The sequence below is a fragment of the Rhizobacter koreensis genome (assembly GCF_013366375.1).
Taxonomy (GTDB): Bacteria; Pseudomonadota; Gammaproteobacteria; order Burkholderiales; family Burkholderiaceae_C; genus Schlegelella_A; species Schlegelella_A koreensis.
On sequence record NZ_JABWMJ010000009.1, the window covers coordinates 213,498 to 239,160 of the forward strand.

Here is a 25,663-nt window from a genome sequence, read left to right on the forward strand (position 1 = left end):
GCTCACCCCGCGACCACAATCCCGCGGCGTGTCGCAGGAGCAGGCCATGCGTGGATCCATGCGCCTCATCGTGGTGTGCCTCGGGCTGCTGGCTCTCGGGAGCCCCGCGCAGGCGGCGCTCGACGCCGCGACCGAGGGCCGGATCGGCGGCGCCTATTCGAACGCGTGCAACGACCGCAGCCAGCTGATGATCCGGCTGTTCGGCGACACGCTCGACATCGAGCGCGGCGGCAGCGTCGTCCATGCCACCCGGGTGCGCGCCGACCGCACCCCGCCGGCCGATGCGCCGCCGGATTTCAAGGCCGCCGTGCGTGGCGAAGCACGCGGTGCTGCCGTCGCGCTCACGCTCACGCACAACGCCCAGGGGCTTTTCGCGCGCATCGACGGCAGCGAGCGCGCGCTCGCGCCGCTCGGCGCCGGCGTGGCAGGACAGGTGCTGCGCCACTGCGACCCCAACTGCAACGCGCTGCCCGGCCACGAGGCCGCCGCTGGCGCGGCTGGGCCGCAAGGGCCGACCTCGCTGCTCGCCGACCGGCGCTTCCGCGCCGCCTGGACCACGGTGCTCGGGCCGCTCGCGAAGGAGCGCTGGATCGCGCGTCTCGAAGGCCCGGCGCCACCGCTGCGCGAGCTGGGCGCCGGCGGCGCCTCGCTCGTGCTCGGCGCCGCCTGCAAGCCGCACGACTGCCGCGACAACAGCCTCGTCTTCGTCTGGAACCGCGACGCGGGCACCGTCAGCGCCCTGATCCAGCAAGGCGGCCGCCGCTCGCTGGTCGGAACGGCGTCGCCGCTGGGCGCGCGCGAGCTCGAGCGGCTGTGGACCGAAGAGTGGCGCCAGCGCTGATCGCCTGCCGGCGGCGCCGAGTGTCCGCTCGACGCCACGCCTGACTCCCGCCGGCGGCGCCGTCCGACGCGCCGCGCTTGCCCGGCGCGCCATTCCTGACGCACCATCCGAGCCCCGACGACGGCCCGACGAGGCCGCGCCCTTCAGGAGGACCGATGGCTGCACGCTCGATCGCTTCCCTTACGCTGAGCTTCGGCCTCGTGTCGATACCGGTGCGCCTGTACTCGGCGACCGAGAGTTCGTCGAGCATCCGCTTCAACCTGCTCGCCAAGGACGGCACCCGCGTCAAGCAGCAGTACGTCTCCGAGACGGACCGCCGCGTGGTCGAGCGTTCCGAGATGGTCAAGGGCTACGAGTTCGAGAAGGACCGCTTCGTCATCTTCACGCCCGACGAGCTGAAGGCGCTCGAGGAAGGCTCGAGCCACACCATCGACATCGTCGCGTTCATTCCCGACAAGGCGGTCGACCCGATCTACTTCGACAAGGCGTACTTCCTCGCGCCCGACAAGCGCGGCGGCAAGCCCTACACGCTGCTGATGGAGGCGATGCGCGCGAGCGGGCGCTGCGCGCTCGCTAAGTGGGCGTGGAAGGGCAAGCAGTACGTGGTGCAGGTGCGTCCGGGCGATGGCGGGCTGGTGCTGCAGCAGCTGCTCTACGCCGACGAGGTGCGCTCGCTCAAGGACCTCGACATCGAGAAGGTCGCCGTCGGCGACGGTGAGCTCAAGCTCGCGCTGCAGTTGATCGAGCAGATCTCCGAGGACAGCTACGACCCGGCCGCGTTCGAGGACGAGGAAAAGAAGCGCGTGCTCGCCGCGATCGACGAGAAGATCGCGGGCAAGCAGATCGTCGCCGCCGAGCACGTCGAGCCCGCCGCCGGCGCCCAGGTGATCGACCTCATGGAAGCGCTGCGCGCGAGCCTCGGCGAGCGCGCCGGCGCCCAGTCCGCTGCCGCGCCAACGAAGGCGCCGGCCCGGAGCACGGCGGCGCCCGCCGAAGCGGCGAACGCCGGCAAGCGCAAGGGCGTGCGCCGTGCGGCGCCGGCCGAAGCCCCGGCCGCGCCGGTGCGGGCACGCACGAAGAAGTGACCCAGCCGACGGACGCCGAGACGCCCTACACGCTCGCCGGCATCCAGGAGATGCTGGGCATCTCGCGCGCCGTCGTCACCAGTCTCGTCCGCGCCGGCTTCGTGACGCCCACGCGCGGCGCACGCAACGAATACCGCTTCGGCTTTCGCGATGTCGTCCTGCTGCGCACCGCCTACGGGCTGCAGGCGGCCAACATGTCGCACCGCCGCATCGTGCGCGCACTCGAGCGCCTGCGCGCGACGCTTCCGGAGTCGCTGCCGCTTTCGGGGCTGCGCGTGACCGCCGTCGGCAACGACATCGCGGTGCGCGACGGCGCGCACCAGGTCGCGGCCGAGTCGGGCCAGTTGCTGCTCGACTTCGAGGTGGCGCCGGTGCACGGCGCGGTGACCTTCCTGCAACCGGCGGCACCGCGCGCGTCGTCACCCGAAGCCGACGAGCTGGGCGACGACGCCGGTGCGTGGTTCGCGCGCGCCGAGGCGGCCGAGGCGAGCGACCCGGCCGCCGCCGAGGCGGCGTACCGGCGCGCGATCGAGCTCGCACCCTGCTACGCCGACGCCTACCTCAACCTCGGCGCGCTGCTGCACGACCAGGGCCGTTTCGCCGCCGCGACCCGGCTCTACGACGACGCCATCGTGCGCTGCCCCGACGCCGCGCTGCTCCACTTCAACCGCGCCCTCGCGCTCGAGGACGAGGGCCGCGTCGACGAGGCGATCGCGAGCTACGAGCGCGCGGTCGCGCTCGCGCCGGACCTGGCCGACGCGCACTTCAACGCCGCGCGCCTCTACGAGCGCAGCGGCGACACCCAGAAGGCGCTGCGCCACTTCAACGCGTATCGGCGCCTGCAGCGCTGACCGGACGCGCGGCAGCGCTCCAAACCCCAACCGCCGAGCCGACCGGGACCACGAGCCGTGCGGACGTCGCGGCCGCCGTCCGCGGCGCCTGCCGGCGACGCCTACGGTTGCAGCGTCGGCAAGCCGCAGCGCGGCGACGGATCGACGACCTGCGGGCAGCGTGCCGCGCACTCGGCGTTGATCGAGCCGTTGGCCTGACGACACGGTGCGAAGCAGCCCTGCGAGGCGAGGTACTGGCGTTGCAGCATCGAGCAGTCCTCGGCTGTCGGCGCCGTGCTGCCGGCGGTCGGCGCGCCCGAGGCAGCCGACCTGACGCCCCCGGCGCCGAGCCGCGCGCCACGCGGCGCGGACGCGGCGCTCGCCGGCGTCGCAGCGGCCTGCCGCAACGCCGCCGCGCGCGCCTCGCCCTGGCGCCGTTCGGCCTCGCTCAGCTCGAACTGGCGCGAGTCGACGCGCTGCGCCGATCGCTTGTAGCGCTCGGGCACGACGTCCGAGAGATGGGTGCGCCCGCTCTCGTCGGTCCAGCGGTAGATGTCGGCAGCGAGCGCCGGGGCGAGTGCGCTCAGCAGCCCGGCGCAAAGCACGAGTCCGCGCGCCATGGCTGGCGCACCGCTGCGCGTGTGGCAGCTGCGGCGGCGGGCGAGCGGCGGCAGGGAACCGGACATGAGGCACCTCCAACGAGCGACACCGACGGTGCGACGGCCGACACCCTGCACCAGCCGCACGTCCGCTGCGAACGCCAGCGAATCTACCGCGCACGCGCACCATGCGGCGCGCCGCACGTCCGCCGCGCGGCCGCTGACGGGCCTGCACCGGCCGTCGGTCCCTCGAGCAAACCGAAAGACCTGGCGTTTCGTCAAACTTGCGAATGCGAATCGTTCGCATCTACACTGCACCCGAACCCGGCTGCACCTTCGGCCGCCCGCAGGCTCCACCCGACCAGATAACGCAACCAACGCATGTCGCACCACAGCCGCAACGACCACGGACCGCGTGCCACCCTCGCCGAGAACGAGGTCGGCTGTGTCGACTTCTGTTCCTGCGGCGTGGTGACCGTCACCTTGCAGCACCTGAGCGTGCGCCTCGAGCCCGCAACGTTTCGCGAGCTGCATCACCTGCTCGCCGCGGCGCAGCGTCGGCTCGACGGTGCGGCCGCCAGCGCCCGCGCGGCCGACGCCTCCGCCGACCTGCCACTTCACTGATGCGCCAGCTCGCGCGCGACGCCGACGCGCTCCGCAGACCAAGTCAGCCGATGGACGATCGTTCCGGAGCCCTGCTCGACTGGCTCGGCGTGGCGCTCGTGATCGTCCTCGTGTACGTCTTCGTGCCGGTGCTCGGCTGAACGCGGCGCCGGAGCGCGGCCCGCGCCGATCGGCACCGCGCACGCGCGCGCGAGCCGCGCATCGAGACTCGTGTGCCCTGCCCTGGACCGCGCGCGGCGCGTTGACACCGAAGCGGCGACGACGTGCACGTGCAGAAGCATCTCCAGGCGGCGCGCCGGCACGGCAGCGCGCGCCGCCGTCCCAAGGCTGCGCCGCGCCACGTTACGCTGCCCGCCCAAGTCGCGCCTCGAGCGCCCGCCGCAGCGGGTGGCGCTCGACGTCGTTCAACCCGTCGGGAGCACGGATGCGCACAGCCGCTTTCACGCCGGCAGGCTTCATCGGGCCGGCTTCGCCGATGGCCTGGGGCCCTGCGCGGCACGAGGCCACAAGGTGAGTCGCCCGTTCCGTTCAACGCAGGCCCGCCAGGCGCTCACGCTGCTGGCCAGCGCCGCACTGTTGTGGGTGATCTGGCCCTACGTGGGCGCGATCTTCTGGAGCATCGTCCTCGCGGTGGTGTTCGCGCCGCTCTACCGATGGCTCCTGCGCGCGAGCGGCGGGCGTCGCGGCGTCGCCGGCGCCAGCACGCTGCTGATCGTGGCGGTCGCTGCCGGGATCCCGACCATGCTGCTCGTGCTCGCCTTGCTGCGCCAGGCGCGTGCGCTCTACGCCGACATCGTGGCGCGGCGGGTCGACATTGGCGCCTACGTCGGCCGCATCGTCGACGCGCTGCCCCCCGCGGCGCGACAGGCGCTCGAGAGTGCCGGTCTCGACGACCTGGCGTCGCTGCGCGACAAGCTCGCCGCCAACGCCGTCGAGGCGAGCCAGTACGTCGCGACGCACCTGCTCGGCATCGGGCTCAACGTGTTCGCGTTCGCGCTCGGCTTCGCGATCATGCTGTACCTGTTCTACGTGCTGCTGACCGACGGCGGGCGCCTCGCCGCGCAGGTCGAGCGCTTCAGTCCGCTCGAGCCGGACGAGCTCGGCGCGCTCGCCCGCACGTTTGCGACGGTGATCCGCGCGACCGTCAAGGGCGGCGTCGTGATGGCCGCGACGCAGGGCGCGCTCGGTGGCGTCGTGCTCGGCGCTCTCGGCATCGCGGCGCCGCTGTTCTGGGGGGTGCTGTTCGGGCTGCTCTCGATGATCCCGGCGGTCGGCGCAGGCCTGCTGTGGGCACCGATCGCGCTCTACTTCCTGGTCACGGGCGCCTGGTGGAAGGGCCTGGGCCTCGTCTTCTTCGGCGTCGTCGTGCTCACCGCGGTCGACAACATCCTGCGTCCGATCCTGGTCGGCCGTGACACCCACCTGCCCGGCTCGATGATCCTCGTCACCACGCTCGGCGGCATCGCGAGCTTCGGCGTCAGCGGCGTCGTCATCGGCCCGGTCGTGGCGGCGATGTTCGTCGCGATCTGGCAGCTCCACGGCGCCGGGTCCGAGGCTCGCCGATAGCGCGAGCCGTCAGCTCTCGTGCAGCTGCACCTGGTTGCGGCCGCGCGCCTTGGCGGTGTACATCGCGGCGTCGGCCTGGCGCAGCAGCGTGTCGGGGTCGCAGCCGGGCTCGGCAGCGACCGCGATGCCGATCGATGCGCTCACCCGCACGCGGTGCGACTCGACCTCGATGTCCTGGCGCACGCTCTCGAGGATCCGTTGCGCGAGTCCGAGCGCATTGGCGCGGGTGCAGGCGCCGCGCTGCAGCACCGCGAACTCGTCGCCCCCCATCCGGCCGACCACGTCGCCTTCGCGCGCCGCGGCGCGCAAGCGGCTCGCCACCATCGTCAGCACCTTGTCGCCGACGTGGTGGCCGTGCTGGTCGTTGATCGGCTTGAAGCCGTCGAGGTCGATGAACAGCACGGCAAAGCCGTGGAAGGCACCAGCGGGCGGCCGCGCCGCTTCGGCCAGGCGCTCGAGGAACGCTTCGCGGTTGATCAGCGTGGTGAGGCCGTCGTGACGCGCCATGTGCTGGATGCGCTCTTCGCTGCGCCGCCGCTGCGTCACGTCCATGTAGGTGCGCAGGATGCCACCGCCGTGGATCGGCACGCTGCGCACCTCGAGCACGCGGCCGTCGGGGCGTTGCCGCTCGTAGGCATGCGGTCGGTCGAGCACGCCTCCCGCGCGGATGAACGCCTTGAGATCCTCGGAGGCCGGGGCGAACTCGTCGCGCGCCCACTGGTAAGCGATCACCTGCTCGAAGGACGGCCGCGACTTCATCAGCGCTTCGGGCAGGTCGAGCAAGGCCATCGCCTGTGGATTGCAGACCTCGACGACGCCGTCGGCGTTGACCATGATGACGCCCTGCTCCATGCGCTCGAGCGTCAGCTCGAGCAGCGCGGCGCTCTCCCGCGCGCGCTGCTCGGCGATGCGCAGCAGCTCCTGCTGGTGCTTCATGGTCGTCACGTCGAGGTGGGTGAAGAAGCGCAGCCCGTCGGGCCCGCTCTGCTCGACGACGCGGCTCCAGCGCTCACGCGGCAGCGGCACCTCGAACGGGGCGCCGGCATAACGCAGGTGCTCGCCGAGCACCTCGAGCCCCGACGCGTAGAGGCGTTCCTCGTCCGCGTCGAGATCGCCCTGCCAGGCGCTGCGGTAGACGTCGACGAAGGTGAGGCCGATCGCCGCGGCGCGCTGGGCAAAGCCGTACAGATCGGCGAACGAGTCGTTGGCCCAGACGATGCTGCCGTCGGGGTGGGTGATCGCGACGCCGTCGGCCACGTGATCGAGCCAGCGGAAGCGCTCGGCACCATCGACGAGGCTGGGCGCCGGCGCCACGGACGCAGCCTCGGCGCGGTTCTCGACCTTCCACATGCGGGCGCGGCCGATGCCCGGCAGCGGCAGCGACGCCGCCCTCAGCTCGACGCCGCGGTGCTTGAACACGAACGGCCGCTGCTGGCCCCGGTGGCGCAGCACGCCTTCTGCCACGAAGCGCTCGAGCGCCCCCATCTCCTCGGGGCGCAGCCGCGCCCGGTAGAAGCGCCGCAGGTTGTCGGCGTAGGGCTCGCCGACGTGCACGTGGCCCTCGTGCTCGGGAAAGAAGCGCAGGAACGTGCGGTTCCACAGCAGCGCGCGGTCGGCCTCGTCGAACACGCACAGGGCGAGCTCGAGCCCGTCGAGCATCTCGGCAAGGGCCTCCAGCGACGGGCGAACGAGAGCGCTGACGTTGGCGGCGGCGTTGTGCGGCACGAGGGCGAAGCCTAGTCGAAGACGCGCAAGCGTACCGAAGGCAGCCGCGGCACGCGGTCGCGTGCGCGCAAGTTCGGGAATGTCCCACGTCGCCGGCGCCAGCCTTCCTACAGCGGCGTGCGCGCGCGAGCGCCACCTCCGTGGCTCAGCAGCCGCGTGGCAGCTCACCGCCGCCTTTGACGTGCTCGCCCAGGAAATCGAGGAAGCGCCGCACCGCCGGCACCATGCCGCGCCGCGACGGAAAGACGGCGAGCACATGGGCCGGCGGCGGTCCCCAGCCCGGCAGCACCGGGACCAGCCGTCCGTCGCGCAGGTCGTTCGCGCACAGGTAGTCGGGCAGCACCGTCATGCCGATCGCGTCGAGCGCCGCGAACCTGAGGACGAACAGGTCGTCGACGGTGCACACCGGTCGGTGCTGCAGCTCGAACCCCCCGCCGCCAGGGCCCACCAGCCGCCAGCTGGCGCGTCCGTCCGCCGCCGACATCGCAAGCGTCGGCAGCTCGCGCAGGTCGTCGACCGTGGTGGGCGCGCCGATGCGCTCGAGCAGACGCGGGCTCGCGACCAGCACCGCGCGCGTCTCGCCGAGGTTCTTCACGACCAGGCTGCCGCTGTCGTCGATGGCGGTGCGCACGCGCAGCGCCACGTCGACGCCGTCCTGCACCAGGTCGACCACGCGGTTGGTCACCTGCATCTCGACACGGACGTGCGGATGCGCCGCAACGAAGCGCGCGAGCACCGGCCCGAGGCTGGTCTGTGCGAGCGTGACCGGCACCGTCACCCGGACCGTGCCGCGTGGCTCGCCGCGCACCCGCGCGAGCGCCTCGTCGGCGGCCTCGGCCTCCTCGCGCATCGCGACGCAATGCCGGTTGTAGATCTCTCCGGCCTCGGTGAGCGAGAGCTTGCGCGTGGTCCGCTGCAGCAGCCGCACGCCGAGCCGTGCCTCGAGTTCGGCGATGCGCCTGGAAAGCCGCGACTTCGGAATGCCGAGGTGCCGTCCGGCCGCCGCGAAGCTGCCGCTGCTGACCACCTCGGCGAAGAACAGCATGTCGTTGAGGTTCTGCATCGTTCCACCTGCAGGACAGTGAAACGCGATTCTGGCGACTTCTCGGCAGATCGGATCATCTTCACACTCTTTCCTGTCGTGGCCGCTGGTGGCCGCCTGGAGAAAGACGATGAAGCTGCTGCATGTCGATTCGAGCCCGCTGGGCTCCGCCTCCGTCTCGCGTGCGCTCGGCCGCGAGGTCGTCGCGCAATGGACCGCGAGCCATCCCGGCACCCGCGTCGAATACCTCGACCTCGTGACCGAGGGCCCTGCGCACCTGGACGCCGACGCCCTCGGCTTCCGGCTCGCCACCGGCGCGGCACCCACCCCCGCGCAGCAGCGCGAGAACGCCCTCACGGAGCGCCTGGTGAGCCAGTTCCTCGCCGCCGACGTGGTCGTGATCGGCGCGCCGATGGTCAACTTCGGCGTGACGAGCCAGCTCAAGGCGTGGATCGATCGCATCGCGCAGGCCGGCCGCACCTTCCGCTACACCGCCGCCGGCCCGGAAGGCCTCGCGACCGGCAAGACCGTGATCGTCGTCTCGACGCGCGGCGGCCGCTACGCCGGCGTGCCGGCCGAGGCGATGGACCACCAGGAGAGCTACCTCAAGGCCGTGCTCGGCTTCTTTGGCATCGCCGACGTGCGCATCGTGCGCGCCGAGGGCCTGTCGATGGGCGACGAAGCCAAGGCACGCGCGCTCGCGGCGGCAGCCGTGGACATCCGCGCCCACACCGCACGCGCCGCGAACGAGGCGGCGGCGGCGCTGGCGGCGTGAATCGGCCCCGCCGCAGCCGGGCACGCGGGGGTTGGCGCGACTGGCAGACAAGGAAATCGGTCCTCGGGACGTTCGAGATGCTCGACTCGAGAGGGTGAAGCGACTCGAACGGCCGCGCGGTCTCCTACGCAAGCCAGCGTTTCGACGGCCAGCCGATCGTCGAGAGCCGCTCATCGTTGACGCGTCGAGCCAGCGGCCGGTCGGACCCGAGTGCCTTTTGCGTCAGCGGGCTGCCCTGTCGCGAGGCTCTCGATGCGCCACCCGTGCACGGAGTCATGCTGCGACTGATGCGCCCTCGACGTGCTGCGCCGCGGGCGCGTCCACCAACGCGCGCAGCGCCGGAAGGCACGAGCCGCAGTTGGTTCCGCACTTGAGCTCGCCCTGCAGTGCCGCCAGCCGGACTGCCGGAGGGCCGGGCACGCGCGCGACGCAGGCGACCACCGCATCCTCGCTGACGTCGAAGCAGCTGCAGACCTGCCGGCCGCGCGCGACGACCGGCTGCGGCGGCGTTGCTCCTGCCGAGAGCAGCGCGCGACCGTGCGCGGCCGCCGGCAGCTCCTGTTGCAGCAGCGGACGCAGCCACGCCTCGGCGCTGATGTCGCCCGCGATCAGGAAGCCGTCGACGCGCGTACCGGCGCCGGCGCCCGACAGCCGGATCGTGCGATGCTGGCCGCGCCGCGGGTCCGAATAGTGCAGCCGGGGTCGCGACGCGGGAGCGCTGTCGGCGCGGAGATCGAGCAGGGCCTCCATGCGTTCGACCAGGGTGGCGGGCGGCGGTGCCAGCGCCGCCGCGCGGAACAGCACGCCGCTGCGCTCGCGCCCGAACGGCACACAGGTCGCGAATGCGAGCTCGCCGAGGAGCGGCCGCAAGGCCTCGCGCACCGCAAGCGCGCGCTCGGCGGGCAGCCAGGCCAGCGCGAGCAGCCGCCACGGCAGGTCCGCCCGGGCGATGCGCACCGCGGCGTGCTTCAGCTCGGGCTGCTTCGAGCGCGCGCAGAACGCCGGCTGGGTGAGCGCGTTGACGCCGGCGGCACGGCCCGGACGCGCATCGGCTGCACCCCCGGGCGCCCGCGTCTCGGCGGGGCCGCCGGCGGCTCCGGACAGGAACTCGTCGCCCCAGTGCATCGCGATGAATGCCTGCGCCGGCGCCTGCGCCACGCTCGCCTGCGCCGCGAGCGTGATCGCGCCACGGCGGGAGGTCACCGTCACCAGATCGCCGTCGGCGAGCCGAAGCCGCTGCATGTCGCTCGGGTTCATCTCGACAGCCGGCTCCGGCACGTGCCCGAACAGCCGGGCCACGGTGCCGGTGCGGCTCATGCCGTGCCACTGGTCGCGCAGGCGCCCGGTGTTCAGCACGAACGGAAAGCGGGCGTCGCGCCGCTCGGCCGGCGGTTCGTAAGCGGCGTCGACGAAGCGTGCCCGCCCGTCGGCGGTCGGGTAGATGCCGTCGGCATAGAGCCGGCTGCGGCCGGCGCCGGCGCCGGCCGGCCACGGCCACTGCGCAGGCTCGCGCTCGAGCCGGGCGTAGTCGAGGCCGCCGATGTCGAGATCGCGGCCGCGCGTCGTCTCGCGATGCTCGTTCCAGATCGCCTCGGCGCTCGCGTGCTCGAACAGCGATCGCTCGACGACCGCACGCGACCCGCCGCTCGCGCGCAGGCGCGCCTCGAGGCGCCGAGCGAAGTCGGCGGCGATCGCCCAGTCGTCGCGGGCGGCGCCGGGTGCCGCGACCGCCGCGCGAACCCGGCTGATGCGGCGCTCGCTGTTCGTGACCGTGCCGCTCTTCTCGCCCCAGGTGGTGGCCGGCAGCAGCAGGTCGGCGTAGCCGCAGGTCGCGGTCGTCGCGAACGCTTCCTGGACCACCACGAACTCGCAGCGCTCGAGCGCGCGCCGCACCGTGGCCTGGTCCGGCATCGACTGGGCAGGGTTGGTGCAGGCGATCCAGAGCGCATGCAGCGCGCCGTCCGCGGCCGCCTCGAACATCTCCACCGCGCTGAGGCCCGGCGTCGACGGCACGTCGACGACGCCCCAGAGTCGGGCGACCTCGTCCCGGTCGCGGGCGTCGGCGAGGTCGCGGTGGCCCGACAGCAGGTTCGCCATCGCGCCGACCTCGCGCCCCCCCATCGCGTTCGGTTGACCCGTCAGCGAGAACGGCCCGGCGCCGGGGCGGCCGATCTGGGCGGTCGCGAGGTGGAGGTTGATCAGGGCCGCGTTCTTCAGGCTGCCGCTGGTGCTCTGGTTCAGGCCCTGGCAGTACATCGAGAGGGTCGGCGCGCGGCCGGCCGGCTGCGTGGCGTCGATGTTCGCGAACCAGCGCGCCGCCTGCACGAGGTCGGCCTCGTCGATGCCGCACAGCCGCGCGACGTCCTTGGGTGCGAAGTCGCGCACGCGCGCCTTCAGCGCATCGAAGCCGCTCGTGTGCGCGGCGATGTACGCGGCATCGGTCCAGCCTTCCCACAGCATCACGTGGAGCAGGCCGTTGAAGAGGGCCACGTCGGTGCCCGGGGCGATCGCCAGGTGCAGGTCGGCGCTCGCCGCCGTCTCGGTGCGGCGCGGGTCGACGACGACGATCTTCAGCGCCGGGTTGGCGCGCCGCGCGTCCTCGATGCGGCGGAACACGATGGGGTGGGCATACGCCGTGTTCGACCCGGCGATGAACAGCGTCGACGCGTGCGCGATGTCGTCGTAGCAGCACGGCGGCGCGTCGGCGCCGAGCGTCATCTTGTAGCCCGCGACCGCGCTGCTCATGCACAGCCGCGAATTGCTGTCGACGTTGTTGGTGCCGACCAGGCCCTTGGCGAGCTTGTTGAAGACGTAGTAGTCCTCGGTCAGCAGCTGGCCCGAGATGTAGAAGCCGACCGCGTCGGCGCCGTGCGCCGCGATGGTCGCGGCGAAGCGGTCCGCGGCCAGCTCGAGCGCCGCGTCCCAGCCGATCGGCTGCGGCGTCGCGCCACGCGCCGCGCGCTGCATCGGCTGCAGCAGCCGCGTCTGCAGCGTCACCTCGCGGGTCGCGGTGAGATGCAGCGTGCTGCCCTTGCTGCACAGGCGCCCGAAGTTCGCCGGGTGGTCGGGGTCGCCGCGCACGCCGGTGATCGCGTCCCCGGCGCTCTCGATGATCACGCCGCAGCCGACGCCGCAGTAGGGACAGGTCGAGCGCGTCTCGGTCACGCGTGGAGCCCTCGGTTCAGGCGGCCGTCTTGGCCGGGCTCTCGACGGAGGCGCCTGCGGCGTCGTTGCCGCCCGCGGCGTGGCTTGCCGAGCCCGGGTCGGCGTCGGATCGCGGGTGCGCGAGCTCGGCGAGGTCGAGGGCGACGCTGCCGGCGCTCACGCGCACGCTGAAGCGCTGCACGCAGCCGACGTCGGGCGCCGCCGCGCAGCCGTCGGCCAGGCCGATCGTCCAGTTGTGCAGCGGGCACGCGACGCTGTCGCCGAAGACGATGCCCTGCGACAGCGGCCCGCCCTTGTGCGGGCAGCGATCGAGCAGCGCGAACACGCGGTCGTCGGCAGTGCGGAAGACCGCGATGTCGGCGCCGTGTGGGCGCGACACGCGCCGCGCGCCGAGTCTCGGGATGTCGTCGACCCGGCAGATCGTCTTCCACTGCGCGCCGGCAGGGCTCGCGCTGCCGGCACGCGCATCGGGCGCCGGCGTCATGCCCGGCACCCCGGGCTCGTCGCGCGCGCTCACAGCGCGATCGCCTCGAACTGGCGCAGGTCGACCTTCGCCTGCTCGTGCTCGACCCAGGGATCGGGGACGCCGTCGAGGGCGAACGCGAGCCGCTCGGCGAGGGCCCGGCGGTTCGCGGCGTCGTCGAGCACCTTCGCCTTCACGTGGTCGAGGCCGACGCGTCCGACATAGTGGACGGTCCGCTCGAGGTACCAGCCCTCCTCGCGGTAGAGCTGCAGGAACGCGGCGGCGACCTCGAGCACCTCCTCGTGCGTCTTCACCTTGCAGAAGAACTGCGCCACGTCCGTCTTGATGCCGCCGTTGCCGGCGACGTAGATCTCCCAGCCCGAGTCGACACCGATCACGCCGACGTCCTTGATGCCCGACTCCGCGCAGTTGCGCGGGCAGCCGCTCACGGCGAGCTTGACCTTGTGCGGCGCCGCCATCCGCCAGAGCGCCCGCTCGAGCTCCTTGCCCATGCGCGTCGAGTCCTGGGTGCCGAAGCGGCACCACTCGCTGCCGACGCAGGTCTTCACGGTGCGCAGCGTCTTGCCGTAGGCATGGCCGGACGGCATGCCGAGGTCCTTCCACACGGCCGGCAGGTCTTCCTTCCTGACGCCGAGCAGGTCGATGCGCTGGCCGCCGGTGACCTTGACCGTCGGGATCGCGTACTTGTCGACGACGTCGGCGATGCGGCGCAGCTCGGACGCACTGGTCTCGCCGGCCCACATGCGCGGCACCACGGAGAAGGTGCCGTTCTTCTGGATGTTGGCGTGCGCGCGCTCGTTGATGAAGCGCGACTGCGGGTCGTCCTGGGCCTCGTGGGGCCAGGTGCTGATCAGGTAGTAGTTGACCGCCGGGCGGCAGCTCGCGCAGCCGTTCGGCGTGCGCCAGCCGAGCTGCTCGTAGACGCTCGCGACCGTCAGCAGCCGGCGCTCGCGGATCGCGTCGCGCACCTGCTGGTGGTTGGCGTCGGTGCAGCCGCAGACCGGCTTGAGCTTGGGCGCCGCGGTGTAGCCGGCACCCGCCGTCGCCATCAGGATCTGCTCGACGAGGCCGGTGCACGAGCCGCACGAGCCGCTCGCCTTCGTGCACTTCCTGACCTCGTCGATCGTGAACAGGCCCTGCTCGCGGATCGCCTTGACGATCGTGCCCTTGCTGACCCCGTTGCAGCCGCAGACCTCGGCGCTGTCGGGCATCGCCGAGGCGCGGCTGTTGCCGGCGTGCCCGGTGTCGCCCAGATGCTGCTGGCCGAACATCAGGTGGTCGCGGATCGAGGCGATGTCCTTGCCCTCGCGCACCAGGTCGAAGTACCAGCTGCCGTCGGCGGTGTCGCCGTAGAGGCACGCACCGATCAGCTTGTCGTCCTTGACGACGAGCTTCTTGTAGACGCTGTTGTAGGGATCGCTGAGGACGATCTCCTCGGTGCCCTCGCCGCCGGCGAAGTTGCCGGCCGAGAACAGGTCAATCCCCGTGACCTTGAGCTTGGTCGAGGTCTGCGACCCGAGATAGCGCCCGATGCCGAACTCGCCCAGGTGCGTCGCGCATACCTTGGCCTGCTCGAACAGCGGCGCGACCAGGCCGTACGCGACGCCGCGGTGCGCCGCGCACTCGCCGACCGCATAGATGCGGGCGTCGGTGATCGTCTGCAGGGTGTCGGTGACGACGATGCCGCGGTCGCAGTGCAGGCCGATGCGCTCGGCGAGCTCCACGTTGGGGCGAATGCCCGCGGCCATGACGACGAGGTCGGCGGCTTCCTCGCTGCCATCGGCGAAGCGCACGGCGCGCACGCGCGCCCGGCCGGGCTCGCCGGCGCCGCTCGCATCGACGAGGGCCGCGTCGGTGTCGCCCACGAGGGCGGTGGTCTGGGCGCCGATGCGGAACCTGAGGCCGCGCTCCTCGAGCGACTTCTGCAGCATCCGCGCCGCGGTCTCGTCGAGCTGGCGGTCCATCAGCCATGGCGCGATGTGGACGACGGTGACCGACATGCCGCGCCGCATCAGTCCGTTGGCCGCCTCGAGTCCGAGCAGGCCGCCGCCGATGACGACGGCGTGGCGGTGCGTCTTAGCGGCTTCGATCATCGTCTGCGTGTCGGCGATGTCGCGATAGGCGATGACACCGTCGAGATCGCGGCCCGGCAGGGGCGGGATGAACGGGACCGATCCGGTCGCGATCAGCAGGCGGTCGTACGCGGCCTCCGTGCCGTCGTCGGCGACGACGATGCGCTGGCGGCGCCGCACGTCGACCACCTTCCTGCTGAGGTGCAGCGTGATGCCGTGCTCGGCGTACCACCCGAGCGGGTTCATCACGATGTCCTCGAGCGTCTGCTCGCCGGCGAGCACCGGCGACAGCAGGATGCGGTTGTAGTTCGGGTGCGGCTCGGCACCGAACACGGTGATGTCGTAGAAGCCGGGGGCGATCTTGAGCAGCTCCTCGAGCGTGCGCACGCCGGCCATGCCGTTGCCGACCATCACGAGCTTCGGTTTGTGGGTCATCGTCGAGCTTTCGTCAGAGGTGCGTGCGGCGCGGGGCCGCGGAGGCGAGGCGGTTCGCATTCGTTGTGCACTGCAGCAGGTGGCGCACGCCTTGCAATGCGCTCCCCATGGACGTTTTCCCACCGCCCGTGCGGCGCGGCCGATGACGACCGCGCTCCTGCTCGACGTCGGCCGCAGCAGCACGATCGACCTCGCCGGCGACCTGGCTGCAGCGGGCATTCACGTGATTGGTGCAGCGGCGCGCGGCAACTTGGTGCGCGAGGTCTCGCAACTCGGCCCGGACGTCGTGCTCTGCGTCGCACACTCGCCCGACGAGGCGCTGTTCGCCGAGTTCGCGAAGCTCGCCGAGATCGCGCCGTGCCCGGCGATCGTGTTCACCAACGACCCGGACGCGACGCGCATCGAGTGCGCGCTCGGCGCCGGAATCGCGCTGTACGTGGTCAACGGCTACGCGGCGGGCCGGCTGCGTCCGCTGATCCACGCGGCGCGGACGCGCTTCGAACACGACCGCAAGCTGCGCAGCGAGCTCGCCGAGGTGACACGGCGCTACGACGAGCGCAAGCTGGTCGACCGCGCCAAGGGCATCCTGATGCGCGCGCGCCAGGTGTCGGAGGAGGAGGCGTTCGCGGTGCTGCGTGCGGCGTCGATGCACAGCAACCAGCGCGTCGGCCAGGTCTCGCAGCAGGTGATCGCCGCGGCGCATTACGCCGACGCCGTCAATCGCGCCGGCAAGCTGCGGATGCTTTCGCAGCGCCTCGTCAAGGCATGCGCGTTGTGCGTGCTCGACCCGGCAGCCGGCAGCACTGCCGCGCAGATCGCCGACAGCGTCGGCCAGATCGAAGCCAACATCGCGGCGCTCGCCCGGAGCCTGTCGCGCCCGACTTTCGGCGACCTTCTCGACGGCGTCGCGGCGGCGTGGGCCGCGCTGAAGGCCGCGGTGGCGCAGCCGCTCGCCGCCGCGCGCGTCGCCAGCATCGACGCTCTCGCCGAAGGGCTGCTGCTGCAGGCCGAGCAGCTGACGCGTCAGCTCGAGACCGCCGGACTCGTGACGACGCTGCACGTCATCAACGTCTCGGGGCGCCAGCGAATGCTGTCGCAGCGTCACGCCAAGCAGGCGCTGCTCGCGCTGCTGCTCGGCGGCGCCCAGGCTGCGGCGATGCGCGAGCAGATGGCCGCCACGGCGGAGACGTTCGAGGACGCGATGCGCCAGCTGGCCGCGGCGCCGCTCAGCACCCCCGAGATCGGCTCCCTGCTCGCCGACGCCGCGCGTGCCTGGGACGACGTCACGCGTGCGGCCAGGCAGGCACGCAGCGCCGCCGGCGCACGCTCGCTCGATGCCTCGAGCGATGCGCTGCTGGCGCTGTTCGAGACGCTCACCGACCGCTACGAGCGCAGCATGCAGGTGCTGATGGGCTGAGCCGGCGGCGCGTGCGCGCGCCGCACGAGACGCGCGTGTCATGCCGCCTGCGCCTCGATGTGGCCGTGCCGCGTGTACAGGAAGTCCAGCACCGCCTTGCGGTGGTGCATGTACGCCGGATCCTCCGCCAGCTCGACCCGGTTCCGCGGCCGCGGGAGGTCGACGGCTAGCACCTCGCCGATCGTCGCCGCCGGCCCGTTGGTCATCATGACGATGCGGTCGGAGAGCAACACCGCCTCGTCGACGTCGTGGGTCACCATGACAACGGTGCTCGCGGTGCGCCCGACGATCTTGAGCAGCTCGTCCTGCAGGTGCGCTCGCGTCAGCGCGTCGAGCGCGCCGAACGGCTCGTCGAGCAGCAGCACCTTGGGCTCCATGGCGAGTGCACGCGCGATGCCCACGCGCTGCTTCATGCCGCCCGAGATCTCGTGCGGCCGCTTGGCGGCCGCATGACCCATGTTGACGAGCTCGAGAGCGGCCAGCGTGCGCGCCTTCAACTGCTCGCGCCGCTCGGTCGCCCCGAACACGCGCTCGACCGCGAGGTGCACGTTCTCGAAGCACGTGAGCCACGGCAGCAACGAGTGGTTCTGGAACACGACCGCGCGCTCCGGCCCCGGCGCGGCGATCTCGCGGTCGTTGCACAGCAGCACGCCCTCGCTGGGTCGCGTGAGGCCCGCGATCAGGTTCAGCAGCGTCGACTTGCCGCAGCCGGAGTGCCCGATCAGGGTGACGAACTCGCCCTTCTCGACCCGCAGGTCGATCGCGCGCAGCGCGTGAAAGCGCCCCTTGCGCGAGGTGAACACCATCTCGACGTTCTGGACTTCGATGAAGCTCTTCATGGCCGGTCTCCTCACGCGCCGTCGTACGAGAAGCGCTTCGCGGTCCAGACCAGCGCCCACTCGAGCAGCAGGCCGACCACGCCGATCACGAAGATCGCGATCAGGATGTGCTGGACGTTCAGGTTGTTCCACTCGTCCCAGACCCAGAAGCCGATGCCGACCCCGCCGGTCAGCATCTCGGCCGCCACGATCACCAGCCACGCGGTGCCGACCGAAAGGCGCACCCCGGTCAGCATGTACGGGAGCACGGCGGGCAACAGGATCCGCGTGATGACCTTCCACTCCGAGAGGTTCAGCACGCGCGCGACGTTCAGGTAGTCGACCGGGACGCGTTGCACGCCCACCGCGGTGTTGATGATCATCGGCCAGATCGAGCAGATGAAGATGGTCCAGATCGCGGCGGGATTCGCCGACTTGAACACCAGCAGTCCGATCGGCAGCCAGGCCAGCGGCGAGACCGGACGCAGCAGGCTGATCAGCGGTGAGGTCATGTTGCGGATGACCTCGAAGCGGCCGATCGCGAAGCCGAGCGGGATGCCCACCGCGGCGGCGAGGCCGAAGCCGATCGCGACCCGGTACAGCGAGAACAGGATGTTCCAGCCGATGCCCTGGTCGTTCGGTCCATTGCGGTAGAACGGGTCGGAGAAGACCTTGACCGCCTCGTCGAACGTCGACCACGGCGTCGGGAAGCTCGTGCTGTTGCGCGTCAGCACGGCCCAGATCGCGATCAGCAGTGCACAGCCGACGATCGGCGGGAGCACCTTCATCGCGATCGCGCGCCCGTCGATGCGCGGGTTCGCGCTCGCGGCTGCGGCGGCCCGCACGCGGGCCTTGGCGGGCACGGCGGCGCCCGCGCCGACGGCGTGAGCCGCCGCGACCGGCATCGCCGGCGCCGCGCGCCGCGTGTCGAGCGAGGTGTGGAAGACGGCGCTCACCATGTCAGGCCACCCCTGCCTTGATCGCGAAGCCGTCGGCGTACTTGCGTGGGTCCTTGCCGTCCCACACCACGCCGTCCATCAGCTTGCTGGTCCGCATCGGGTCCTTCGGCACGCCGATCCCCAGCGCGCTCGCGGCCTGCTTGTAGAGGTCGATCTGGTTGATCTGCCTAGCGATCGCGAGGTAGTCCGGGTGCTCCTTGACGAGGCCCCAGCGCTTGTGCTGCGTGAGGAACCACATGCCGTCCGAGAGGTACGGGAAGTTGACCGCCCCATCGTTGAAGAACTTCATGTGGTTCGGGTCGTCCCAGGTCTTGCCGAGCCCGTTCTGGTAGCGGCCGAGGATGCGCTGGTTGATCGCGTCGACGCCGGTGTTGACGTACGCCTTGTCGGCGACCGTGGTCGCCATCTTCTGCTTGTTGGCGAGGCTGGCGTCGATCCAGCGCCCCGCCTCGAGCACCGCCATCATCACGGCCCGACAGGTGTTCGGATGCTTCTTCACGAAGTCGGCGGTCGTGCCGAGCGTCTTTTCGGGGTGGTCGCGCCAGATGTCCTGCGTGGTGATCGCGGTGATCCCGATGCCATCCATGATCGCGCGGTGGCCCCACGGCTCGCCGACGCAGAAGCCGTCCATGTTGCCGACGCGCATGTTGGCGACCATCTGCGGCGGCGGCACGGTGATGAGCTTGGCGCCGCTCACGGGGTTGATGCCCGACGCGGCCAGCCAGTAGTGCATCCACATCGCGTGGGTGCCGGTCGGGAAGGTGCCGGCGAACGTGTACTCGCGCTTCTCGCGCGCCATCACCTTGGCGAGCGATGGCCCGTCGACCGCGCCCTTGTCGGCGAGGGTCTTCGACAGCGTGATCGCCTGGCCGTTGTTGTTGAGGCTCATCAGCACCGCCATGTCCTTCTTCGGACCGGCGGTGCCCATGTGCACGCCGTAGATCAGCCCGTAGAGCACGTGCGCCATGTCGAGTTCGCCGTTGACCAGCTTGTCGCGCACGCCCGCCCAGGAGGCTTCCTTGGTCGGCACGATGCGGACCCCGTACTTCTTGTCGAAGCCGAGCACCGACGCCATCACCACCGACGCGCAATCGGTCAGCGGAATGAATCCGATCCGGACCTCCTCCTTCTCCGGCTTGTCGGAGCCCTGCGCGTAGACCGCGCTGCGCAGGCCGGGCAGCAAGCCTGCGCCGGCGCCGGCCGCAGCCTGGATCAGCGTGCGGCGGCGCTTGTCGACGGGAATATCGGAATGGATGGGCATGGCGGTCCTCGGATGGAGAGTCGGTCGAAGTCGCGGGCGGGTTCGTCCGCGCGGCAACGCGGCCCGACGCACCGCGGTAGCGGCGGGCCGGCGGCAAGCGTTGAATGCGGGAGGGGGCGGCCCCGAAGGCGCGAACGGTCGCGCAGGACCGTCGCGTCAATCAGGCGGTGGAGTCGACGCCTGCCGGCGCTGGCAGGACTCGATCCGTGACAGGCCGTTCGAGACCTTCGGGATGGCTATCGCAAGCTGCGTGCCAGCGTCAGCGCGAGGCTTGCACGTCGCCTATGCACGCGCGAAGTGCATCGCGTGCCGCGGCCGCGCCGCAGCCCGATCCGGGTCGGCGCGCGCCGACATGGCGCGCCCAGCGACGGTGCGAGGCCAACCGGCGACGGCTGATCCGGGCCGAGCGACGGCGTGGCGCCCGATGCCCGCTCGAGCTAGACGTCGAGCCGCAGGTGCGATTCAGCGATCACCTTGCGCCAGCGCTCGAGGTCGCCAGCGATCTGCGTTGCGAACGCCGCGGGCGAGCTGCGAACCGGCACCGAGCCCGTCTGGACCAGGCGCTGCTGCACGTCGTCCGCAGCCAGCACCTGGTGCAGCGCCGAGTTGAGGCGCTCGACCACGGCCACGGGTGTGCGCGCGGGCGCGGCGAGGCCGACCCACGAATTGATGTCGAGGCCGCGCAGTTCTGCAAAGCCGAGCTCCGAGAGCGTCGGCACCGTCGGCAGCACCGGGGAGCGTCGCGCGCTCGTCACCGCCAGTCCCTTGAGCGTTCCGGCGCGGATGTCTCCCGAGGTGGTCGGCACCGCGGCGAGCATCAGCGGAATCTGCCGGCCGAGCAGCTGCGCGCGTGCGTCGCCGCCGCCGCGGTATGGGATGTGAACCGCGAACAGGTTGAGGCGCAGCTTGAGCAGCTCCATCGTGAGGTGCCCGGTGCTGCCGACGCCGGCGGTGCCGTAGTCGAACAGGCGACCGGCACTGCCGCCACTGCTGAGCAGGCGGCGCGAGAGCTGGACGAACTCGCGGAAATCGTTCGCCGGGAAGCTGGGGTGCGCCGTGACGAGGACCGGCGCGTCGACGATCTTGCCGATCGGCGCGAAGTCGGCGACCGGATCGAAGCCGGCCGCCGGGTTGCTGGCCGGGATCGTCACGTGGGTGCCGTCGAAGGCGACCAGCAGGGTGTAGCCGTCGGGTGCGCTCCCCGCGACAGCGCGTGTCGCGATCGCGCCGCCGGCGCCGGTGCGGTTCTCCACCACCACCTGCTGGCCGAGCACCTCGGCGAGCTTGGGCGCGATGATGCGCGCCGTCTGATCGGCGATGCCGCCGGGCGCGAGGCCGACGACGAGCCGAACCGGCCGGCTCGGATACGGCTCGCTCGCGAACGCGGGCGCAGCCGCGACACCCGCCGCCGCCAGCAGACGCGCCGAGAAACGACGCCGCGTGATCACGCGGCCTCCTGCGACGGCTCGAAGCGGGGCGCGCGGGTGCCCTTGATCTGCGAGCGATGCAGGGTGCGGAACTGGTCGGCGGGGAACGCGTCGCGCCGGTGCATGGTCGTCAGGTTGTTCCACAGCACGACGTCGCCGACGCGCCATCGGTGCCGCAGCGTCAGCGGCTCGGCCGTGGCATGGGCCCAGATCTCGTCGAGCAAGCGCTCCGACTCCGCCAGCGGCAGCCCCGCGATGTAGGCATTGCGGCGCCGGCCCAGGTAGAGCGTCGGCTCGCCTGTTTCGGGTTCGCTGATGACGATCGGGTGCAGGGTCCCGACCGACGTCACCGGGTCGTTACTCGGCGCGAGCCCCTCGCGGACATTGCCGCCGCTGTCGTAGGTACCGTCGTGCTTGATCGACAGCCCGGCGATGCGGGCGGCGAGTTCGGGCGGGAGGCTTCGCAACGCCGCCGGCATGCTGGCGAACGAGGTGTCGCCGCCCGATTCGGGCAGCTCGAGCGCCCAGAGCATCGAGGCGATCGGCGGCACGGCCTGGTACGACATGTCGGTGTGCCACTGCGCCTCGCCGTCGCCGAGTGCGCCAAGCGGTTCACCCTGCGCGCTCTTGCGGTTCGACACCACGTAGAGGTCGGGATGGCCCGGCACGCTCTTGCGCCCGGCGCCTTGGTTGGGCGGCGGATCGAGCTCGCCGAGCATGCGCGAGAAGCGCTCGAATTGCGCGTTGTCGAGCTGCTGGTTGCGCAGCACCAGCACGTGGTACTGCTTCCAGATGCGGTGGAGCTGGCGGAACTCGTCGGCACTCAGGGTGGCGAGGTCGACGCCCTCCACCTCGGCGCCGAGGACGGGGTTGATCGGCGAATGGCGGATGGTCATGAAGGCTCGAGGGGCTGCGACGCTGGGGAATCTAGCCAGCACGTCGACCGCCGCCAACGAAACTTCCCGAGCTTGCTTATGCGGTTTTCGATGACACACCCGCGCGCGCTGGGCAGTCTGCGCCGCGTGTCCTTCGGTCCCGCTAGGGTGATGCCCAGCCTGCGAGCGCCTGCATCACCCGACGATGAACGGCAAAGAGCGCCGGATCGTCGGGGTCCCGTGGGCGTGCCACGTCGACCTCGATGATCGCGGTGATGTGCGCCGGCCGACCGCCCATCACGACGATGCGGTCTGCCAGAAAGGCGGCCTCGAGCATGTTGTGGGTGACGAGGATGCCGGTCGGGCGCGGGCGTTCATCGTCGAGCCAGAGCTCCTGCAGCAGCAGACGCAGGCGCCGCGCGGTGAGCTCGTCGAGGGCGCTGAACGGCTCGTCGAGCAGCAGCACGTCAGGAGGGATCGCGAAGGCACGCGCGATCGCGACGCGCTGCTTCTGACCGCCCGACAAGCGCTGCGGGTAGCTGCTCGCATGGTCCTGCAACTGCACGCGCGCGAGCAGTCGCGCCGCGGCCGCGCGTGCGTCGCCCGGCGGCGGCCGGTCGCGCTCGAAAACGAGCGAGACGTTCTCCTGCACCGTCAGCCAGTCCACCAGGCGTGGCTGCTGGAACACGATGCCGAGGTCGATATCCGAGCGGCAGCGCGCGAACTCCACCCGGCCGCGCGTCGGCTGATCGAGTCCGGCAACCAGGTTGAGCAGCGTCGACTTTCCGCAGCCCGAAGGTCCGACCAGCGCGACGAGTTCGCCAGCGCGGATCGTCATGCCAAGGCCGTCGAAGATCGTTCTGGCCCGTGCACCCGCGTGCGCCGCATAGACCTTCCCGAGGTCGTGCAGGACGACGTCAGTGCTCATCGGCGTGGCCCCTCTTCCAGCGGTTCGCGTGCTTCTCGAGCGGATGGAAGACGCCATGCTCGACGCCCAGCATCGCCACCCAGAACGCCAACGTCCAGGCGATCACGCCCTCCACGTTCTGGGTACCGAACTGCGAGTTGAGCTGATAACCCACGCCATTGGACATGCCGAAGATCTCGACCAGGACGATCACCTTCCACGCAATGGAGAACCCCACGCGGCAACCCGACACCAGGAACGAGTAAAGCAGCGGGAGCCAGATTCGGCGCAGAACGGCGCTGCGTTTGAGCCGGAACACGCGCGCCATCTCCAGCGTCTCGACGTCGAGCGAGCGAACGCCTTGCTGCACCGCGATGACCAGCGAGGGCAAGACGCCGAGCGCGACCGAGATCACCGGCGTCCACAGACTCACGCCGAACCAGATCACGCACAGCAACGCCCACACGAGGCCGGGCACGGTCAGCCCGAGAACCAGCCCAGGCTCGATGAAGCGCGCGGCGGTGCGTGACAGCGCCGATCCGATTCCGACCGGCAGCGCGACCAGCAGCGCGAGCAGGAAGCCGAGCACCATGCGGCCGAAGGTGACGCCGATTTCCGAGAACGCGAATGCGTTCTCGGTGATCCCCGCCAAGGCCCGGAACACGGCCAGCGTGTCGGGCACCAGCGGCGAACGCAGCGCGCGGGCCATCGCTTCCCAGGCGAGCACCAGCAGGCCGAAGAAGAGCACCTGCGGCCAGACTGCCCTGACGACGGCAGGGGCGCGCGCGACCAGGTCGACGTGCGCCGTCGGCAGCGGCGCCTCGAGCGCGTCGAGAACCGGCGGCGTCATACCTGCCGGTACAGCTTGCCGGTCGGCAGCTTGTCGATGATGCCGAGCTTCGCCGCGACTTCGACCTGCCTGTCGATGGTCGCGAACACGCGCGCGTCCCAGTCCGTCGCGTAGATCGAAGCCATGCGGGTCGGCAGCAGTGCGTTGGCCGCGGCCTCGTCAGCCTTGAGTCCCATCTCGGCGGATACCGTCGTGAGCAGCTGCGGTTGCTGCCGGATCGCGCCGTTGACCCGCTTGAACAGCGCGACCACCTTCTGCGCGGTCTCGCGGTGGCTGTCGAGCCACGCGCGATTGGCCGCGAGGCCGACCAGGATCGGGTCCTCGGCCAGGCCGGTGGCCTGCTTCCACACGTCGGCGACGCGGGCGATCTGACGTGCGCCGCGCGCGACCAGCCGACTGGCGGTGGGCTCCAGCGTGATCAGGGCGTCGACGTCGCCACGCTCGAACAGCGCGAGGTTGGCGGTCGGCGCCCCGAAGATGACCTTCACGTCCTTCTTCAGATCGATGCCACTCAGCGAGGCGGCGATGCGCGCCTGTTGGTAGATCTCGCTCGTTTCGGCGGTGGCGGCGATCGTCTTGCCGACGAGGTCCTTGGGCGTGCGGTGCGGGCTTCCCGCCGGCACCAGCCAGCAGCCATGGTTGTTCAACGCGGGACCGAACAACGTGATGTCGCTGCCTCGGCTGGCCAGGGTCGCAAGACCGGCGGGTCCGAACACCCCGATATCGAGCGCGCCCGCGCTGAGCTGCGTCTGCATCTTGCCCGGATCGGCGACGACCCAGTTCAGGACCAGCGACGGGTCGGTGTTGAGCCTCAGGCGATCGACCATGGGCTGCCAGGCCGAGCCGGCGCTGCCCGGTGACGGCAAGGTGATGCGCACCGGCTGAGCCAAGGCGTGCGCCGCTTGCGCGATCGCGCTGCGCGACTGCAGGCCGACGCCCAGCGTGCTCGCGCCGGCGAGTACGCGTAGAAAGCCGCGACGCGCGCTCATTGCACCACCGCCCGGTGCAGCAGCCGATGGCCATTGCCGTAGTCGCCGACGCCACGGTGCTGGACGGTGCGGTTGTCCCAGATCAGCGCGGCGCCTTCCTCCCATCGGAAGCGAGCCTGCACGTCGGGTGACGCGACCAGGTCGAGCAGCAGGGCGATAAGGCTCTCGCTGGCGGTGCGCGACAGGCCGATGATCCGCTGCGTGTAGAGCTCGTTGACGAAGATCTGCTTGCGTCCGGTCTCCGGGTGCACGCGGATCAGCGGCACCTCGATCGGCGGCTGCTTGGCACGCTGCAGCTCGAGTTCGTGCGGGTCCTGATAGGCGAGGGTCAGGAAACCCTGGGTCTCGATGTCGTGCACGGCGGTCAGCGTCTCCAGGTAGCGGGCGAGCAACGGGTCGAGCAGGTCGTAGGCGGCAGTCGCGTTGGCGAACAGGGTGTCTCCGCCGAAAGGCGGCACCTTCTTCCCGAAAAGCGCGGTGTAGCGCGGCGGGTCGTGCCGGAACGCCTGGTCGATGTGCCAGATGAAGTTCATCCGGGTCTTCTTGTGCCGGGAGTCGATCGTGTTGACCTTGCCTCCGCTGCCGCCCGCAGCAGGGGTGTACGGCGTGGTCAGCAGGCGAGCCTCGCCGAAAAGGCCCACGAGGTGACCGAACGCATCCGCCGTGACGGTGCCTGGCTCGAACGCCAGGAAGCCGTAGCGCAGCAGACCCTCGTAGATGAAGCGATGCAACGCCGGGTCCAGGGCCTCGCCGTCCTGTAGGCGCAGGCCCCGGACCGTGGCCCCGACCGCGGGTGCGTAAGGCTCGAGATCGATGCCGCGTAGCGTTCGCCGCTCGGCCGAGTCATCGGCGAGCTTGAGGATCTTCGGCTGGGCCTGGGCGAGCCGTTCTTCTTCGATGAGGAGGGCGTTCATGAC

General features: G+C 71.2%; 22 protein-coding genes. 7 read left to right on the plus strand and 15 right to left on the minus strand.

The window, feature by feature from the left end; translation table 11 throughout:
• Positions 1 to 46 precede the first annotated feature (46 nt).
• From HQN59_RS18965 to HQN59_RS18975, 3 genes are all read left to right on the plus strand, one after another.
• Positions 47 to 841, plus strand: coding sequence for an Ivy family c-type lysozyme inhibitor (locus HQN59_RS18965; RefSeq protein WP_176070687.1), 795 nt, complete (start codon positions 47 to 49; stop codon positions 839 to 841).
• A gap of 155 nt (positions 842 to 996) precedes the next feature.
• Positions 997 to 1,926: a non-homologous end joining protein Ku gene (ku, locus tag HQN59_RS18970; protein ID WP_176070688.1), complete on the plus strand. Its 930-nt coding sequence runs from the start codon at positions 997 to 999 to the stop codon at positions 1,924 to 1,926.
• Positions 1,923 to 2,777 carry a tetratricopeptide repeat protein gene (locus HQN59_RS18975; protein WP_342451250.1) on the plus strand — a complete coding sequence of 285 codons (855 nt, stop codon included), beginning with the start codon at positions 1,923 to 1,925 and terminating at the stop codon, positions 2,775 to 2,777. The genes ku and HQN59_RS18975 overlap by 4 nt, the downstream gene beginning before the upstream one ends.
• 101 nt (positions 2,778 to 2,878) lie before the next feature.
• Here the strand turns inward: HQN59_RS18975 and HQN59_RS18980 are convergent, their stop codons facing one another.
• Positions 2,879 to 3,442 (minus strand): DUF4124 domain-containing protein, encoded by a 564-nt coding sequence (locus HQN59_RS18980; RefSeq protein WP_176070689.1) that lies wholly within the window; start codon positions 3,440 to 3,442, stop codon positions 2,879 to 2,881.
• A gap of 294 nt (positions 3,443 to 3,736) precedes the next feature.
• On the opposite strand from HQN59_RS18980, the gene HQN59_RS18985 reads away from it, so the two are divergent.
• Together HQN59_RS18985 and HQN59_RS18990 are read left to right on the plus strand one after the other, a co-directional pair.
• On the plus strand, positions 3,737 to 3,979 hold the full coding sequence (locus HQN59_RS18985; protein WP_176070690.1) for a hypothetical protein: 243 nt from the start codon (positions 3,737 to 3,739) through the stop codon (positions 3,977 to 3,979).
• Positions 3,980 to 4,489: 510 nt separating this feature from the next.
• On the plus strand, positions 4,490 to 5,545 hold the full coding sequence (locus HQN59_RS18990; protein WP_176070691.1) for an AI-2E family transporter: 1,056 nt from the start codon (positions 4,490 to 4,492) through the stop codon (positions 5,543 to 5,545).
• 9 nt (positions 5,546 to 5,554) lie between these two features.
• On the opposite strand, the gene HQN59_RS18995 is transcribed toward HQN59_RS18990, so the two are convergent.
• Positions 5,555 to 7,270 (minus strand): PAS-domain containing protein, encoded by a 1,716-nt coding sequence (locus HQN59_RS18995; RefSeq protein ID WP_342451251.1) that lies wholly within the window; start codon positions 7,268 to 7,270, stop codon positions 5,555 to 5,557.
• 145 nt (positions 7,271 to 7,415) lie between these two features.
• Entirely contained in the window at positions 7,416 to 8,333 is a 918-nt protein-coding gene (locus tag HQN59_RS19000) for a LysR family transcriptional regulator (RefSeq protein ID WP_176070692.1), read from the minus strand.
• Positions 8,334 to 8,442: 109 nt separating this feature from the next.
• On the opposite strand from HQN59_RS19000, the gene HQN59_RS19005 reads away from it, so the two are divergent.
• Positions 8,443 to 9,087 (plus strand): FMN-dependent NADH-azoreductase, encoded by a 645-nt coding sequence (locus HQN59_RS19005; protein WP_176070693.1) that lies wholly within the window; start codon positions 8,443 to 8,445, stop codon positions 9,085 to 9,087.
• Positions 9,088 to 9,360: 273 nt separating this feature from the next.
• Here the strand turns inward: HQN59_RS19005 and HQN59_RS19010 are convergent, their stop codons facing one another.
• The 3 genes from HQN59_RS19010 to nirB are packed head-to-tail and all read right to left on the minus strand — an operon-like array spanning position 9,361 to position 15,243.
• Positions 9,361 to 12,252 (minus strand): molybdopterin-dependent oxidoreductase, encoded by a 2,892-nt coding sequence (locus HQN59_RS19010; protein ID WP_176070694.1) that lies wholly within the window; start codon positions 12,250 to 12,252, stop codon positions 9,361 to 9,363.
• 16 nt (positions 12,253 to 12,268) lie between these two features.
• A complete protein-coding gene (nirD, locus tag HQN59_RS19015; RefSeq protein WP_176070739.1) occupies positions 12,269 to 12,736 on the minus strand; it encodes a nitrite reductase small subunit NirD in 468 nt (155 codons plus the stop codon).
• Positions 12,737 to 12,765: 29 nt separating this feature from the next.
• Entirely contained in the window at positions 12,766 to 15,243 is a 2,478-nt protein-coding gene (gene nirB, locus HQN59_RS19020) for a nitrite reductase large subunit NirB (protein WP_176070695.1), read from the minus strand.
• A gap of 142 nt (positions 15,244 to 15,385) precedes the next feature.
• Here nirB and HQN59_RS19025 point away from each other — a divergent pair, with 142 nt between their 5' ends.
• Positions 15,386 to 16,660, plus strand: coding sequence for a type IV pili methyl-accepting chemotaxis transducer N-terminal domain-containing protein (locus HQN59_RS19025; RefSeq protein WP_176070696.1), 1,275 nt, complete (start codon positions 15,386 to 15,388; stop codon positions 16,658 to 16,660).
• Between the two features lie 38 nt (positions 16,661 to 16,698).
• Here the strand turns inward: HQN59_RS19025 and HQN59_RS19030 are convergent, their stop codons facing one another.
• The 9 genes from HQN59_RS19030 to HQN59_RS19070 all read right to left on the minus strand — a co-directional run bounded on the left by HQN59_RS19030 (position 16,699) and on the right by HQN59_RS19070 (position 25,660).
• Positions 16,699 to 17,499, minus strand: coding sequence for an ABC transporter ATP-binding protein (locus tag HQN59_RS19030; RefSeq protein ID WP_176070697.1), 801 nt, complete (start codon positions 17,497 to 17,499; stop codon positions 16,699 to 16,701).
• Positions 17,500 to 17,510: 11 nt separating this feature from the next.
• Positions 17,511 to 18,437, minus strand: a complete 927-nt coding sequence (gene ntrB, locus HQN59_RS19035) for a nitrate ABC transporter permease (RefSeq protein ID WP_176070698.1) — start codon at positions 18,435 to 18,437, stop codon at positions 17,511 to 17,513.
• Between the two features lies 1 nt (position 18,438).
• Positions 18,439 to 19,698 (minus strand): CmpA/NrtA family ABC transporter substrate-binding protein, encoded by a 1,260-nt coding sequence (locus tag HQN59_RS19040; RefSeq protein WP_176070699.1) that lies wholly within the window; start codon positions 19,696 to 19,698, stop codon positions 18,439 to 18,441.
• A 437-nt stretch (positions 19,699 to 20,135) separates the two neighbouring features.
• Entirely contained in the window at positions 20,136 to 21,146 is a 1,011-nt protein-coding gene (locus tag HQN59_RS19045) for a tripartite tricarboxylate transporter substrate-binding protein (RefSeq protein ID WP_176070700.1), read from the minus strand.
• Positions 21,143 to 22,021 (minus strand): TauD/TfdA dioxygenase family protein, encoded by an 879-nt coding sequence (locus tag HQN59_RS19050; protein WP_176070701.1) that lies wholly within the window; start codon positions 22,019 to 22,021, stop codon positions 21,143 to 21,145. Before HQN59_RS19050 ends, HQN59_RS19045 begins: the two co-directional genes overlap by 4 nt.
• Before the next feature lie 142 nt (positions 22,022 to 22,163).
• Complete coding sequence (locus HQN59_RS19055; RefSeq protein ID WP_217704215.1) at positions 22,164 to 22,928, minus strand: ABC transporter ATP-binding protein; 765 nt, start codon at positions 22,926 to 22,928, stop codon at positions 22,164 to 22,166.
• The gene (locus tag HQN59_RS19060) at positions 22,918 to 23,616 is read right to left on the minus strand and encodes an ABC transporter permease (protein ID WP_246295017.1); all 699 of its coding nucleotides are present in this window, start codon (positions 23,614 to 23,616) and stop codon (positions 22,918 to 22,920) included. Before HQN59_RS19060 ends, HQN59_RS19055 begins: the two co-directional genes overlap by 11 nt.
• 137 nt (positions 23,617 to 23,753) lie before the next feature.
• Entirely contained in the window at positions 23,754 to 24,746 is a 993-nt protein-coding gene (locus tag HQN59_RS19065; protein ID WP_176070704.1) for an ABC transporter substrate-binding protein, read from the minus strand.
• A complete protein-coding gene (locus HQN59_RS19070; protein WP_176070705.1) occupies positions 24,743 to 25,660 on the minus strand; it encodes a TauD/TfdA dioxygenase family protein in 918 nt (305 codons plus the stop codon). Before HQN59_RS19070 ends, HQN59_RS19065 begins: the two co-directional genes overlap by 4 nt.
• Positions 25,661 to 25,663: the final 3 nt, after the last annotated feature.